The organism is Lactobacillus sp. ESL0260, from assembly GCF_003692935.1.
Lineage (GTDB): Bacteria > Bacillota > Bacilli > Lactobacillales > Lactobacillaceae > Lactobacillus > Lactobacillus melliventris.
Genome location: NZ_REHO01000013.1, coordinates 475,950 through 491,517, shown reverse-complemented (window position 1 = coordinate 491,517; position 15,568 = coordinate 475,950). Strand labels below are relative to the sequence as shown.

The window sequence follows — 15,568 nt, the reverse complement described above, 5'->3', positions numbered from 1 at the left end:
GTTGGACAAGTAGTGCCCAACCTTTTTGTTCAAGAAGAGGAAGAATTATGTTTAGAAAGAAAAAACATGCGGCACCTGAGGCAACCTTTAAGGAAGTATGGTCTAAAGGCAATATTGCTACCAAATTATCATTCTTTTTTATGGGTTCCAATGCTTTGGCAAATAAGCAATGGGTAAAAGGCATAGCATTATTGCTGGCAGAAATAGCCTTTATTGTTTGGTTTGTTTTTAGTGGCATATCCGCAATTAGTATGTTGTCAAATTTGGGACCAATTAAAAATAAAAAGGTTGTTTATGATAGCGCACAAGGCGTTTATATTACCAAGCAACCTTCAAATTCAGTTTTGATTCTTTTGTTTGGCTTACTGGCAATAATTGTATGCATTGCAATGGTCTACTTATACATTGTCAACCTGCGCTCTACCAGAAAAAATTATGTACTCCAGCGGGATGGCAAACACATTTTAACCAATAAAGAAGAACTGGCAAACTTGTTTGATTCTCGTTTGCATGATACTCTGATGACTTTTCCAATCATTGGTATTCTCTGCTTTACCATTTTGCCGACAATCTTTATGATTTCAATGGCGTTTACCAACTATAACCGACAACACCCAATTGCCTTTTCTTGGACAGGGTTTCAAGCTTTTGGCAATGTCCTTAGTGGTGACCTCTCAGGCACGTTCTTCCCGGTTTTGGGTTGGACACTCGTCTGGGCGGTAGCTGCTACGGCAACAACATTCTTTTTTGGAGTTTTGCTTGCCTTACTGATTGAATCTAAAGGAATAAAACATAAAGGCTTCTGGCGGACAATCTTTGTGATTGTCTGGGCTGTACCTCAGTTTGTTTCTTTGTTAATGATGGCTCAGTTCTTAGATTATCAGGGCGCACTCAACAATATCTTAATGAATATTGGCTGGATTTCTCATCCGTTACATTTTATTGACAGTCAAGCGTCACCTTTGGTAGCACGAATAACGGTTATTATTGTTAATATGTGGATCGGTATCCCGGTTTCAATGCTGGTTTCGACTGCGATTATTCAAAATTTGCCAACGGATCAAATTGAAGCCGCAAAAATCGATGGTGCTAATGCCTTACAGGTATTCAAGTCAATTACTTTTCCACAAATATTATTTGTGATGGCGCCTTCTCTTATTCAACAGTTTATTGGTAATATTAATAACTTTAACGTGATCTTCCTGTTAACTGGAGGAGCACCAATGAATAACAAGTATAATGGTGCGGGTTCTACCGACCTGTTGGTAACGTGGCTGTACAACTTAACCTTTGGTCAGGAGCAGCGCTACAATGCGTCAGCGGTCTTGGGTATCCTCATCTTTATTATCAGTGCGGTATTTTCATTAATTGCATACCGCCATACCAATGCTTTTAAGGAGGGCTAAAAATGAAATCATATCAAAATCAAAAACGCCTTTCACTCATTTTTCGTTATCTATTATTGATTATCCTGGCCGTAGTTTGGATTTTACCAATTATCTGGATAATATTAGCCAGTTTTTCCTATAATGATACGGGATTTGTTTCAACTTTTTGGCCTGACAAATTTACTTTTGACAACTACATTGGTATTTTTACTAATTCGCAGTACCCACTAGTCAGTTGGATTATTAACACATTGATTGTTTCTATACTATCAATGATCATTTCTACTTTTTTAACGATTTCGGTTGCTTATGTTTTATCACGGCTACGCTTTTCGTTTAGAAAGCCATTCATGCAGATTGCACTAGTCTTAGGAATGTTTCCTGGATTTATGTCAATGATTGCTCTTTATTACATTTTAAAGGGCTTAAACATGTTAAACCTGGGCGGCCTGCTACTGGTATATGTCGGTGGCGCCGGACTGGGATTCTACGTTGCTAAAGGCTTCTTTGACACGGTACCATTTTCAATAGATGAAGCAGCTGAAATTGACGGGGCCACTAAATGGCAAATCTTCATGCACGTTGATTTGCCATTAGCTAAGCCTATGATAGTTTACACTGCTTTAACAGCCTTTATTGGTCCGTGGACTGACTTTATTTTCTCGGGAATCATTTTGTCAACCTCAGGCAATCCTAAAACATACACAATTGCGTACGGACTTTATAACATGGTGCACAACACTAAAGGCAATGCTACCGCGTACTTTGCGGAGTTTGTTGCTGGTTGTGTGATTATCGCTATTCCAATCACGATCTTATTCGTCTTCATGCAGAAGTTTTACGTTAACGGTATTACTGCTGGTGCAGAAAAGGGATAGGACTTAGTAAGAAAAATGCGGCTCACATGGGTCGCATTTTTTGTTTGGGTAATATTTTTTGAAATCATTAAGTGGTCGTTAACATTCAATTTGTAATAATAGTTAAGCAAGTTTGTTAATCCAATTATGCCATTCTTGAATATAAAAATTAGAGTCACGCGGATCCATTTTTGGAATATAGAAAGTTGAATAATTTATTTCGTTAGAATAATGAACTGCATTATTTGCACTGCCGAAAGCACTGAGTTCTGAAATTGCGGCAGTTCTAACGTTTCTCTGAGCAATGTTACTTAAATACTGCATTAGATATTGATTGTAAATCATTCCCCCATCAGTATGAATTTCATGGTTGACTTGAGGAAATAGCTTTTTGAATTCAGAAAGGATATCTACAATTTGATAAACTAAGGAATTTAGCGTGGCTTTAATAAGTTCATTTTTACCAGTTGAAGAGGTCATTCCTACAAACGCCGCTTTCATGTTAGGTTTCCAATATGGGGCACCCAATCCGGCAAATGCTGGGATGAGATAAGTGCGATCGTTAGGATTGGCACTAAGAGCTAAATTACTTGTTTCTTCTGGAGACTTGATTAAATTCAAATTATCTTTTAGCCAGGTAATGCAAGCTCCTGCGTAATTAATATTGCCTTCAAGTACGTACGAGAGCTTGCCATTAAGGGACCAAGCAATAGAAGTATTTAATTTATTATTGATATTGTCTGGTAGTTTTTGCCCGATGTTTAACATAACGGAGGAGCCTGTACCAAAAGTAACTTTAAAATCGCCGGGATTAAAACAACCCTGAGCAAATAAAGCTGCTTGTGAATCACCTAAAACGCTCATTATGGGAACTGGCTGGTCTAGCAAACCAAATAAGTCTGTATCACCAAAATGGGCATTTGAATCTACTATTTCAGGTAAATCATCCAATTTAATACCAAAAATTTCTCCTAATTCTTTATCCCAAGTTCCTGTATGGATATTCATTAATTGGGTGCGGCATGCATTTGAGGGCTCGGTTTTAAAACTCTTTCCGTTAGTTAATTGGTAAATTAACCAACTGTCCATGGTTCCTAGACACAGATCATTATTTTGGTAAGCTTGAATAACTCTAGGCTCATTTAAAAGCATCCAGCCCCATTTTGCACCTGTAAAATAAGGTGAAAGGGCTAAGCCAGTTTTTGCTTTGACAGTTTTAACTAATTCAGGATATGAAATACGGTTTATCAATTTTTCTGTTCGATTATCTTGCCACACTATTGTAGGGCAAAGAGGATTACCAGTCTTTTTTGACCAAGCAGCGGCTGATTCACGCTGATTAGTAATCGCTAGTCCTGCGAGCTGGTCGGTGCTTATTCTTTTTAGCACCATCTTGAAAAGCTCACTGAGATTATTCCTAATTTCATTTAAATCGTGACTAATCCATCCCTGATCGTTAACTATTTGTTTATGTGGTAAATTTGCTTTCCAAACCAGTTGCATATGCTGGTCAAAAAGAATTAATTTAGTCGCTTGGGTACTCTGATCAATAGTTAAAATATATTTTTCAGGCATATAATACCAACTTCTATTCTGACAAAAAATTTTTGACTGATTGCTTAATACCCGCAGTATCTATACCATAGTAGTGAAAGACTTCGTCTTGTGTTCCTTGAATAGCAGGTTTGTCTGGAAAACCCAAAATTTTCAGTTTAGCATGACCATATTTAGCTGCCTCACACGCTACTGCGGCTCCAATACCATTGATAACGTCGTGCTCTTCAACAGTAACCAGATAGTCGAATTTTTGTGCTAATTTAGCAATCATTTCAGTATCAAGCGGCTTAATAGAAGCAAGATCAACTACTTCTGCATTAATGTTATCGTCAGCCAGTTCCTTAGCAGCCTGAAGGGCAAAGTATAAAGTCTCACCTGTGGAAATTAAGCATACATCTTTACCAGAACGAATTACTTTAGCTTTACCAGGAACGAACTCGAAATCTTGCTGATAAACGTTGTCAAGCTTGCGTTTACCAATACGAACATATGCCGGCTTATCGGAATTTAACAGGTATTTGAATAATGCCCGAATTTGGTATTTATCACATGGTTGATAAACTTCAAGATCGGGAATTGCTCGGGTAATGGCTACATCATTAAGAGAATGGTGAGTGTTACCCAGCCAAGTGTATGAATTACCGCCTGAAATACCAATTAACTTGACGTTATTATGATTAAATGCCACGTCCACTTTGACCTGTTCGATTGATCGCATTGCCAGAAAAGATGCTGGAGAAAAAACATAGGGATGTTTACCTTCATGAGCCATTCCGGCGGCAACTGTAACCGCATTTTGCTCTGCTATGCCCATTTCTATAGTTCTGTTGGGATGAGTGTTAGTAAATGGCACTAAGCCAGCTGAACCACGGGAATCACAAGTGATAACTATTAGATTAGGATCTGTAATTGTTGCCTGATCTAATGTTTGAGCAATAACTGTATTTGCAGTTAATTTTTCATCTAACTTAGTCATTATTTAAAGCCTCCATTTGTGCGTCTAGTTCTTTTAGTCCTTCTTTGTATTCAGCTGCACTTGGAATTTTATGATGCCAATCTGCTCTGTTTTCAGCCATCGAAATGCCTTTGCCTTTAACGGTATTAGCGATAATCAAGCGTGGTTTATTAGTGTTATTTGGTTTGGTTAAAATATTGACTAAGTCATTCATGTTATTGCCGTTAACCTCTGCAACATCCCAGTTAAACGCTAAATATTTATCACTTAACGGATTGGAACGCATTACCGAATCGGTAGTGCCTGAAATTTGTAAGTCATTATGATCAATAATAGCCACTAAGTTGTCTAAATTATAGTTTCCTGCAGCCATTGCTGCTTCCCAGATAGATCCTTCTGCTTGCTCACCATCGCCCATTAAAACGTAAACATGTTTACTAGATTGGTTCATTTTAGCTGCAAGGGCGACTCCAACACCTAAACCTAATCCATGACCAAGTGAACCTGTGTGAAACTCCATTCCTTTAACTTCAGTTGTAGGATGACCAATATAAGGGCTGTTAAAGGTTGAATATCTCTTTTCAAGATCACCACGTTCAATATAGCCTTTATCCGCTAATATTTCGTACCAGATTTCTACTGCGTGTCCTTTACTTTGAATGTATGTATCAATATTTTTTTCGCCAATATTTTCCGCATTTTGATTCATTACTTCATAATATAAGGCGACTAAAATATCAGTACAGGATAAATCAGAACCGGTATGACCATTTTGGTGATTGTAAATTAACTGCCACGTTCTTCTACGAAGTTCAACAGCTTTCTTTTTTAATTCGAGTTTATCCATAAAAACACCTCATTAGTTAATAAATACTTGTAATTGCTTACAATAATAGGTTATCATGTTTATATCTAATTTAGTTGTACTGATTAGTTAGTTTAGTTTAAGTTAGTAAATGTAATATTAAAGAGATGATTATTTGAATCTAAAAATGAGCGATATTGCTAAAATGGCAGGGGTCTCTAAAGCTGCTGTGTCTTTTGCATTAAATGGGAAGCCAGGCGTGAGTGAAGAGACTAGGAAAAAGATTTTTAAAGTGATTAAGGATCATGGATATGAGCCATTACGTAAGCATAAAAGAGGCGGAGTGCGCAAATTAGCCAGTATTAGTTTGATAATCATTCGGGATAAAACTGGAATGATGAATCGTAGTTATGCTAGCTTACCTTTTTTTGATGCTTTGGTTTCTAAATTGACTCAAAATGTGGGTGGTTTTGGCGGTCAGGTTCAAATAGTACAACTAGATATAAATCATTTGCGCGAAGACTTAAACAAAAATAAGGCCTTGATGCAATCAAAGGCTTCGATTGTTTTAGCAACTGATCTCAATAAGAATCAGATTGAATTATTAAACAGTAATCTAAAAAATCTGATTTTTATTGATAATTATTTTGAAAATGTAAATGCGGATTTTGTGTCAATAGATAATTTTCAAGGAGCTTACCAGGCTGGCAAGTATATTTTAGAAAAGGGTTATCGTAGAATAGGTTATGTAGCTTCTAACCACATCATTTCTAATTTTTTACAAAGAAGATCCGGATTTAGAAGAGCATTAAAAGAAGAAAAAATTGATATTCCACCTGAATTTGTTTATAGTCTGAACCCCACCGAACTAATGGGTGATTTGCCTGAATTTTTGCGGTTGGATAAGAAATTTCCAGATGCATTATTTTGTGAAGACGATTATATGGCTTTGCGCCTATTAAAAGAACTTACACAAAGAGGGATAAAAATTCCCGAAGATATTGCAATCATGGGTTTCGATGATATTTTTGAAGATACAATGGTTACACCGGAATTAACTACGATACATGTTCCGATCACCCAGATAATCAGTCAAACAATTAATCAGTTGCAAAGTAAAGTTGCGGATCGAAAATGGTTACCCCAAAAATGCTTTATTTCAACTAGATTGGTTAAAAGAAAGTCATTATAAAAAATGTAGTTTAGTTTAATTAAGTGAATACAGTATTGAATAGTCTACTAGTTTAGTTTATATTTTTTTGTAAGCGAATACAAAACATAAATAAATTAGGAGGCTATTTTTGATGGTAAGTAAACAAGGCTTGCAAAAAATAAAAATTGGTTTTGTTCCAACGCGAAGAAACATTTTTTCAGCTACTGCCGCCATTGAGTTTGCTGATAAAACGCGTAAAAAATTAGACGAGTTAGGCGTCAATTATGTTGATATTAAGGATGTCAATGATGATGGACTTCTTTATGATGATAAGGGATTGGAAAAGATTACAGCAAAATTTAAGAAAGCCAATATTGACGGTCTGTTTATAGCAAATGAAAATTTTGGTACTGAATATGAAGTCGCTCGTTTGGCGGCAAAATTTAATGTTCCTGTACTTCTGTGGGGACCTAAGGATGAAGCTCCGGCGGCAGACGGTTCACGGCAGAGAGATACGCAGTGTGGCTTATTTGCAATTGGTAAAGTGTTAAGGCATTTCAATGTTCCTTTTACTTACATAAGAAATAGTGATATTTCTGATCCGACTTTTAGTAAAGGAGTAATTGATTTTATTAAGGTATGCAACGTAGTAAAGACGTTTAAAAATACCAGAATTTTACAGATCGGTCCTAGACCATTTGATTTTTGGTCAGTAATTGTAAATGAGGGCGAACTGTTGGAAAAGTTTGGCATTCAGCTTTCACCTATTCCATTAGGAGAGCTTACTTCCTATATGAATAATCTGATTGAAAATAATGATTCACGTATTTCTGAAACTAAGAAAACCTTTAAAAAATGGGCTGACATTGAAATTAAAGAGGATGATTTTACTAAAGTTGCAGCTCTAAAACTGGCTATGCAGGATAAAATGAAGCAATATGGTTGCAACTGCGGGACTATTCAATGTTGGACTGAATTGCAGCGTGAAATAGGGATATTGCCATACGCTTCTGAGGCGTTATTACAAACAGAAGGGATGCCAGTAACATGTGAAACGGATATTAATGGGGCAATTTCGGAAGTATTGGTAGAATCAGCAACTCTGGGGGACGAAAAAGCGTTATTTGCAGATGTTAATTGTCGCCATCCTGATAATGAAAATAGTGAATTATTACAACATTTGGGTACCTTTGCTTTTCAAACTGCCAAAAACCGTCCGGTTCTGCCACCTTCACACTTCGTCTTTGATTATCCTGGTTCAGCTGCTTTTGAGGTCAAAGATGGCACATATACTTTAGTAAGATTTGATGGCGATCACGGAAAATATTCACTGCTCTTAGGTAATGCCAAAACGTGTTCTGGCCCTTATGAACAGGGAACATATGCCTGGTTTGAATTTAAAGATCTTAACAGGTTTGAAGCCAAGTATGTTTATGGTCCATATATTCATCACATGGCCGGTGTGCGAGCAGATGTTGTACCGATACTTGCTGAAGCATGTAAATATATCAATGTTACGCCGGATTATTTTGATCCAATACAAGATAAAGTAGCAGCGTATTGGTATGGTGACTGCGACACTATTTTAGATAATTAATAAATTATTGGAGGAAATCATGTTAAAGGCAAAAGGTAAATATTTATTTAATGATGATAAACGATTTTTTTACTTAGCAGACACTTGCTGGGGTGCATTTAGCAGTATTGAAATGCCAGATTGGCGTTATTATCTTGATACTCGCAAATCAGAAGGTTTCAATGTCATTCAGATTAATACACTACGGCAGTGGGATTCAAGTGCACCATTACCAAATAGAGAACCCTTTGCAGTTACTGAGTATGATAATGGCAATTATGAATATAATTTTGCAGAAATAAATAAACAGTATTTTAATAACGCTAAAAACATGCTCCAAGAAATAAAAAAAAGGAAAATGACCCCAGCATTAGTTCTATTGTGGGGGAATTATGTTCCAGGAACATGGATGAGTAAATTTGTTAAAAATAATACGATGCCTTTTGACCAAATTGAGCCCTATGTGACCTATGTAGTTAAGGAGTTTAAACAATTCAACCCAATTTGGTTTGTCAGTGGAGATGTTGGGTTTACAGATAATGGTAAGCAAGATCCATCAGTTGCAACTAAATATTATAGGGAAGTGCTAAAAGCAGCAAAAGCAGCAGATCCTGATGGCCTGTTTACATTTCATATTAATGGTGAAAGTCATGACTTACCGCAGGAATTTGTTAAGCAAATTGATTTTTACAGTTATCAATCGGGTCATGGTTATACTGGTCAGAATACCGCTTTTACAATTCCGCTTTCTTTACGTGGCTCTCAAGATTTTCAGGGTCCTATTATAGACACTGAACTCTGTTATGAAGGGCTAACTAAAATGAATGCACCTACACCTGAAAGATATAGTGCTTTTGAGGTGCGAAAAGCGGCGTGGAGAGCAGTATTATCGGGTGCAGATGCAGGATTGGGCTATGGTACATTTGGTATTTGGCCTTGGAATGACACAGTTAGACCAGAACAGAAACTTGAGCCTAACTTTAATGTTCAGTTAGTACCATACGATTGGCGCGATTGTTTGAAGTTTCGTGGGGCAAAAGATATGGGCTTTCTGAAAAACTTTATTTTAAAGTATGCTCCAGAGGGATTGGAACCTCTTAAACAAGATATTAAGGATAATTCTTCAGTTAGGGCAGCGGAAGCGAGTCACTATATTTTTATTTATCTACCAATAGCAGGTATTGTTAATTTTTCTCAACTAGGATTAAAAGTGGATCACTGTAAACTGATTGATTTGAAGGAACATACTGTAATGGATGGTAAAATCCAAAATAATACGTTACAGTTGTTACCAATTACGGAAGATGGACTAATTGTGATTAATAAAGATTAGCTTAATTAGACTAAAATAAGAATCATATTTAAGTTATCTACTGAAATCGATTTCAAATATGCTATACTGAAATTAAATCATAGGATTGTTACATTAAGTTGGCAAGACCATATTGAACTATATTTTGGCTCTTTTGGTCTTGCTCTTTTTTTGAAAGGCGTGGATATCTTGATCGTAATTAAAAGAGTACTAAACAATAATGCTGTAGTTGCACAAGATAATCATGGTCAAACGATAGTAGCATTAGGCGCAGGTATTGCGTTTCAACGTAAGGCGGGACAGACTATACCTCCAGAAAAAATTGAGAAATGTTTTTATCCTAAAAATAAAGAAGTAACAAATTCAATTAGTGAAACTTTAGCTCAAATCGAACCACAATATATTGAATTATCTGATCATATTATTTCTGAAACTGCTGCCAGTTCTGGAAAACAAATGAGTGATGATATCTATATTTCATTACCTGACCATTTGCAATTTGCTGTAGAACGTATAAAAAGGGGAATTCCGATCCAAAATAAGCTGACTATTGAAACTATGCAAACGTATCCGGATGAATTTCAGATAGGCAAACGTGTTTTAAATTATTTGACGGAAAAAACTAAATTAATTTTTCCTGATGATGAAGCAACTAATATTGCTATGCATTTGATTACTGCAGAAGAAGGTGATTCTCTAGAAAATACGGAAGGTACAATCGAGCTAATCAACAGGTTCATAAAAATTATTGAACAAATGCTTAATAAAAGTATCAACCCTCAATCTGTATCTTACTATCGCTTGGTAACTCACTTAAAATTTTTTATTCAGAGAATAAGAAAGAATGAAGTACAAGAGTTACCCCTTGATAAAGATTTATATAATATGATTGTGCATAGTTACCATAAAGAATATATCATTGCACAGCGAATTGCGGGCATTATTTTATCAGACTATGATTACAAAACTTCGGAGGATGAAATAATGTTTTTGACAATACATATTCATAGAGTAAATTTCACAGAAAGTGATGTTAATGAACAGATATGAAGAAGTAGCTCAAGCTATTTTGAAAGCGGTTGGTGGTAAAAACAACATTGCAGAAGCTTTTCACTGTGTAGCTAGAATCAGACTTTTTTTAAAGGACCCAAGAAAAGTTGTTGATTCTAAGCTGCAACAAATTCCAGAAATATATGAGTTTAATTTTACTGAACAGCAACTGCAAATCTTAATAGGAAATGATGTTAACCAATACTATGAGTCATTAATGAAATACATTAATAGCAATAAAGATTATTCCAATATAAAGAAAGGAAAAATAAAAATGTCGCGTTCAATCGAAAGGGATAAAAAACTAGCTGACCAAATAGTTGAACTGGTTGGCGGTAAAAGTAACATCAGTAGTTTAATCCACTGTGTTACTCGTTTGCGTTTTAAATTAAAGGATGAAAATAAAGCAAATGATGAGGCCATTAAAGAACTAAATGGTGTAATGGGAGTAGCCCATGCAGGTGGTCAATATCAAGTTATCATTGGTAATAATGTTGCAGATATTTATGATCAAATCATACCTTTATTAGATACAAATATTAAAGAGAAAACTTCTGATAATGAAGAGGGTAATACTAATATTTTTAATCGCTTTATTAAGCTACTAACCAAAATATTTACACCTTTTTTGGGAACTTTAGCTGCCGCAGGTGTATTAAAAGGCTTTTTGGTTTTACTAACTGTACTGCATGCTCTTAGTGCCAAAAGTGGTACATATCTGATTTTAAATGCTGCAGGAGATGCTCTATTTTACTTTTTACCAATAATGGTTGGTTTTTCTACAGCAAGGGCGTTTAAGATAAATGAATTTGTTGGAGCTGTGATTGGTGGAGCCCTATGTTATCCGGCTTTAGTGGCAGCATATCAGGCAAAGCAAAGTATTGATTTCTTAGGTATACCCGTAGTCTTAATGAGTTATCCGCAGACATTAATACCGGCAATTGTAGCGGTCTGGCTTGCTTCTATTTTATATAAGTTTTTGAATAAATATTTGCCAGCTTCTCTCAGACTGATTTTTACACCTTTAATAACAATAGCTGTTTCCGTACCGTTTACTTACTTAGTAGTTGGACCGATTACGTCCTGGCTTAGTCAAGGCCTGGCCAGCATTGTGCTGTGGGTCTATGCTCGTGCAAGCGTACTAGCTGGATTTGTTTTAGCAGGAATTTGGCAAGCAGTAGTATTACTGGGATTACACTGGGCATTTATTCCGATCTTTTTAAATAATATCGCTACTAAGGGTTTTGATCCAATTAATGCCATGCTTTATTGTACAGTTTTTGGACAAACCGGTGCAGCACTGGCAATGGTTATTAAAGCTAAAGATGTTAAATTTAAAGAAGTTGGTTGGCCGGCTATTATTTCTGGTTTCTTAGGTATTACTGAACCAATCATTTACGGTGTCACTTTACCACATAAAAAATCATTTATTTTTGGTTCCATTGGTTCTGCCTTTGGCGGAGCAATGGCTGCTATTGCAAATGCAAAAATGTTTGGTGGTTTTGCCTCAGGTGGCATCTTTGGTATTCCAATGTTCATTGATCAAAAAGCTGGAATTAATTTTAGTTTTATAGGCTTTTGCCTATCACTTATTGCAGCATTTGTCATTGCATTTATTATTACTTTTATTTGGGGCGATAAGGTAACTTCTGGTGATGATAATAAAAAGCAGGTTCAGTTGACGGAAGTAAAGGACGAAAGTATTAATGCTCCTGTTTCTGGAACTGTCGTTGAACTAAATCAAGTTAAAGATGATGTGTTTTCGGCTGGAACAATTGGTAAAGGAATAGCCATTATGCCAGATAGTGATGAAGTACGTGCCCCGTTTGCCGGTAAAATTGTTTCAGTTTTCCCAACTAAACATGCTATTGGTTTAAAATCAGAAAATGGTGTAGAGTTACTTATTCATTTGGGAATAGATACTGTTAATCTTTCTGGAAAGTATTTTTCTTCAAAAGTTGTGGACGGTCAAAAGGTGGAAAAAGGTGATTTACTGGAAACTTTTGATAGGGCTAAAATACAAAAAGCAGGATATGATACAGTAGTTCCTGTTATAGTTACAAATAGTGCGGATTTTGATGAGATATTAATTGAAAAGAAATCTGGAACTCACGTTGGGTTCACAGATCAATTGCTGATGGCTGCAGTTGATCAAGAAAAGAGGGCAGTCAGAGCCGTTCCTGCTTAATATTGAATAAAGCTGGATAATGAATTTTTAAAAAAGATAATGAAAATAATCCAGATTAGTAAAAATATCAATTTATAAGATATACTTAGTAAGTATAGAAAAATGCGGCTCTTAGGAATCGCATTTTTTGTTTGTTAAAAATCTTTTTAGGTTTAGAATGAAAGAAAAGAGGCTATACCTATGGGAAAGATCAAAATTATTCAAGGCGACATAACTAAATTAACGGTAGATGCAATTGTTAATGCCGCAAACAAGTCTTTATTAGGTGGCTTGGGTGTTGATGGTGCGATACACCAAGCAGCTGGACCAGAACTGCTGGCCGAGTGCAGACAGCTTCATGGCTGTGAAACGGGCCAAGCTAAGATTACCAAAGGATATCAGCTGCCTGCTAAATTTGTCATTCATACTGTGGGACCAATTTATTCAGGATCTAAACAAGATAATGAGTTATTAAAGGACTGTTATATAAACTCGTTAGCTTTAGCTAAAGATCATAATCTGCATAGTATTGCTTTTCCGGCAATTTCTACTGGGGCTTACGGTTTTCCTGCGGCACCAGCCGCCCATATTGCTTTTACAGCCGTGCAGAATTGGCTTACGGAGCATTCTGACTATCAAATGAAAGTTATTATGTGTGCGTTTGATGCTAAAACAGCAGAGTTATACCGAACAGAAGTTAAAAAATAGGCTTGAGGAAAGATTAAGAAGGTTATTTTCAATTGTTTTTCAAAAATTAATCTTACTAATGTCGAGCTATCCCTTTATCTTTTTTATTAAATTATAATTAACTTGTCTATAAAATAAAAATAGTTCTGAAAGTTGACTAACTATAAAGGTTCATTAGTTTGCGGGGCTTCGACTACTGGTAGAGTGTTGCCAATTTCGTAGTTGTGAGGCAGGACAAGCTAAAATTAATGCTAGATAAACTTGAGTAAAAATGAAAAAAGTAATATTATTAATTAAAAATATTAATAAAAAATAAAAATTAGGAGGAATATGCCTTTAATCAAATATTTTAAAAGAGCTAAGTGGCAATTTAGTATAGTAATTGCCTTAACTGTTATTAATTCCGGCTTTTCAACACTTGCAGGAATTGCCAGTGCAAATGCCCTAACTCAGGTCACCAAACTGCATGCCCAACTGTTTTTTATTTGGGTCACAATTATGGCTGCTGCCTATGTCATGTACGCGATCTTTACCTACTTGATTTCAATCAATCAAACAAAATTGAAGCAGCAAATTGACCTGCTAATTCGGCAGGATGTGGCACAAAAGTTGTCACAGTCGGATTATCAGTCTTTTCATCAGCAAACAACTGCAACTTACGCGTCATGGCTAACGAATGATATTAACACAATTAATGACTTTGGCGTAGATGACTTGATGATGATTGTGCAACAAATTAGCGAAATCTTGCTGGGAGCAGTCACTTTAGCATATTTTCAGGTCAGCTTACTTGCCACTGTTGTTATCTTAACTGCAATTATGGCAGTGGTACCTAATTTGTTTTCAAAATGGTTATCTAAACGTTCCCTTGAATTCTCCCATGCGCAAGAACGATTGGTTAATAAAATTAATGATGTCCTGAATGGCTTCAATACTTTATTTTTAGCAAATTTACCCCAAGTAATTATTAAAAGAATTAATCAGGGATCTGAAGATGTAAAGAAAAATGCTGTTGATTACGTTAAGGCAGCCGGGTTCACTCAATCATTTACCAATTGTATTGCCTATTTAAGCCAAGTAATTGTTTTAGCCCAGAGTGGCTATTTGATTTTACGGCATCTTACCCCGGTGGGAACTATTAGTGGTGCGCAATATTTTGCCGGTACAATTTTTGCCGAATTAAGCGGTATTAGCTTTAACTGGCAAGAATTTAGATCACTTAAACCAATTATGGATAAGCTGGCAAATATTAAAACGGCCACGCAGCCTGATCAAAAAACTGAAATTTCTGCTAGTCAAATTCAAATTAAGGGTCTTTCGTATACATATCAGGGGAAGAGCCAACCAATTTTAGACAATCTGAATTTAACTATTGAAGAAGGGAAAAAGTACCTTTTGCTCGGTGATTCTGCTGCAGGCAAATCAACACTGCTTAATATTATTAGTGGTCTGCTAAAAAATTATACTGGTACGCTTAAATTGGGTGACATAGACTATGCTAAAATAACTGACAGCCAGTTGCATCGAGTAATTTCTTATGTCGAACAAACGCCCTATATTTTCGCAGCCAGTTTAAAATGGAATTTAACTTTGGGGCAAAAGGTTGCTCCTGCAAAGCTAAACCAGGTCATTGCAGCATGTGGCATTGATAAAATAATTGCCCATCTTCCAGCTGGCGTCAACACGATACTGGCAAATCAGGGGTCTAATTTATCTGGTGGGCAAAAGCAGAGAATTGCACTTGCACGGGCACTTTTGCGTGATACACCAGTGTATCTTTTTGATGAGGCGACTTCATCATTAGATAAAGCGGCCAGCATTTCCTTGGAAAAGTTGATTTTAGCTCAGAAAAATAAAACCGTTGTTTTAGTAACACATCATCTACAAAAAGAAACAGCTGACTTATTTGACGGAAATATTATTTTAGATAAATAGGCTTTGAAACTCAATTCAGGGCCTTATTTGTGGTAAATCAACGGCAAAATTTCACCAGTGACAGTTTTACTTAATTGCTAAATCTTATTTTGGTAATTTAGTCACAATAATACCCCCAAATTTAGG

Annotated in this window: 12 protein-coding genes; 9 read left to right on the top strand and 3 right to left on the bottom strand. The window is 36.0% G+C overall.

From position 1 onward, the window contains the following. Window positions 1-47: 47 nt before the first annotated feature. Together F5ESL0260_RS08615 and F5ESL0260_RS08610 are read left to right on the top strand one after the other, a co-directional pair. Window positions 48-1,406, top strand: coding sequence for a carbohydrate ABC transporter permease (locus F5ESL0260_RS08615; protein ID WP_122026607.1), 1,359 nt, complete (start codon window positions 48-50; stop codon window positions 1,404-1,406). Between the two features lie 2 nt (window positions 1,407-1,408). Then, window positions 1,409-2,266 carry a sugar ABC transporter permease gene (locus F5ESL0260_RS08610; protein WP_045928744.1) on the top strand — a complete coding sequence of 286 codons (858 nt, stop codon included), beginning with the start codon at window positions 1,409-1,411 and terminating at the stop codon, window positions 2,264-2,266. A 102-nt stretch (window positions 2,267-2,368) separates the two neighbouring features. On the opposite strand, the gene F5ESL0260_RS08605 is transcribed toward F5ESL0260_RS08610, so the two are convergent. The 3 genes from F5ESL0260_RS08605 to F5ESL0260_RS08595 are packed head-to-tail and all read right to left on the bottom strand — an operon-like array spanning window position 2,369 to window position 5,604. Further along, window positions 2,369-3,820: a glycerol kinase gene (locus F5ESL0260_RS08605; protein ID WP_122026606.1), complete on the bottom strand. Its 1,452-nt coding sequence runs from the start codon at window positions 3,818-3,820 to the stop codon at window positions 2,369-2,371. Between the two features lie 13 nt (window positions 3,821-3,833). Next, the gene (locus F5ESL0260_RS08600) at window positions 3,834-4,778 is read right to left on the bottom strand and encodes a transketolase family protein (RefSeq protein ID WP_122026605.1); all 945 of its coding nucleotides are present in this window, start codon (window positions 4,776-4,778) and stop codon (window positions 3,834-3,836) included. After that, complete coding sequence (locus F5ESL0260_RS08595; RefSeq protein WP_122026604.1) at window positions 4,771-5,604, bottom strand: transketolase; 834 nt, start codon at window positions 5,602-5,604, stop codon at window positions 4,771-4,773. Before F5ESL0260_RS08595 ends, F5ESL0260_RS08600 begins: the two co-directional genes overlap by 8 nt. Window positions 5,605-5,737: 133 nt before the next feature. On the opposite strand from F5ESL0260_RS08595, the gene F5ESL0260_RS08590 reads away from it, so the two are divergent. The 7 genes from F5ESL0260_RS08590 to F5ESL0260_RS08560 all read left to right on the top strand — a co-directional run bounded on the left by F5ESL0260_RS08590 (window position 5,738) and on the right by F5ESL0260_RS08560 (window position 15,442). Then, window positions 5,738-6,754 (top strand): LacI family DNA-binding transcriptional regulator, encoded by a 1,017-nt coding sequence (locus tag F5ESL0260_RS08590; RefSeq protein WP_122026603.1) that lies wholly within the window; start codon window positions 5,738-5,740, stop codon window positions 6,752-6,754. A gap of 112 nt (window positions 6,755-6,866) precedes the next feature. Further along, complete coding sequence (locus F5ESL0260_RS08585; RefSeq protein WP_122026602.1) at window positions 6,867-8,312, top strand: L-fucose/L-arabinose isomerase family protein; 1,446 nt, start codon at window positions 6,867-6,869, stop codon at window positions 8,310-8,312. 19 nt (window positions 8,313-8,331) lie between these two features. Continuing rightward, window positions 8,332-9,624, top strand: a complete 1,293-nt coding sequence (locus F5ESL0260_RS08580; RefSeq protein ID WP_122026601.1) for a DUF4038 domain-containing protein — start codon at window positions 8,332-8,334, stop codon at window positions 9,622-9,624. Between the two features lie 159 nt (window positions 9,625-9,783). Continuing rightward, window positions 9,784-10,653 (top strand): PRD domain-containing protein, encoded by an 870-nt coding sequence (locus F5ESL0260_RS08575; protein WP_233557735.1) that lies wholly within the window; start codon window positions 9,784-9,786, stop codon window positions 10,651-10,653. Then, on the top strand, window positions 10,640-12,841 hold the full coding sequence (locus F5ESL0260_RS08570; RefSeq protein WP_122026599.1) for a beta-glucoside-specific PTS transporter subunit IIABC: 2,202 nt from the start codon (window positions 10,640-10,642) through the stop codon (window positions 12,839-12,841). The genes F5ESL0260_RS08575 and F5ESL0260_RS08570 overlap by 14 nt, the downstream gene beginning before the upstream one ends. 180 nt (window positions 12,842-13,021) lie before the next feature. Further along, complete coding sequence (locus F5ESL0260_RS08565; protein WP_122026598.1) at window positions 13,022-13,528, top strand: O-acetyl-ADP-ribose deacetylase; 507 nt, start codon at window positions 13,022-13,024, stop codon at window positions 13,526-13,528. A gap of 309 nt (window positions 13,529-13,837) precedes the next feature. Next, a complete protein-coding gene (locus F5ESL0260_RS08560) occupies window positions 13,838-15,442 on the top strand; it encodes an ABC transporter ATP-binding protein (RefSeq protein ID WP_122026597.1) in 1,605 nt (534 codons plus the stop codon). The last annotated feature ends 126 nt before the right edge of the window (window positions 15,443-15,568 follow it).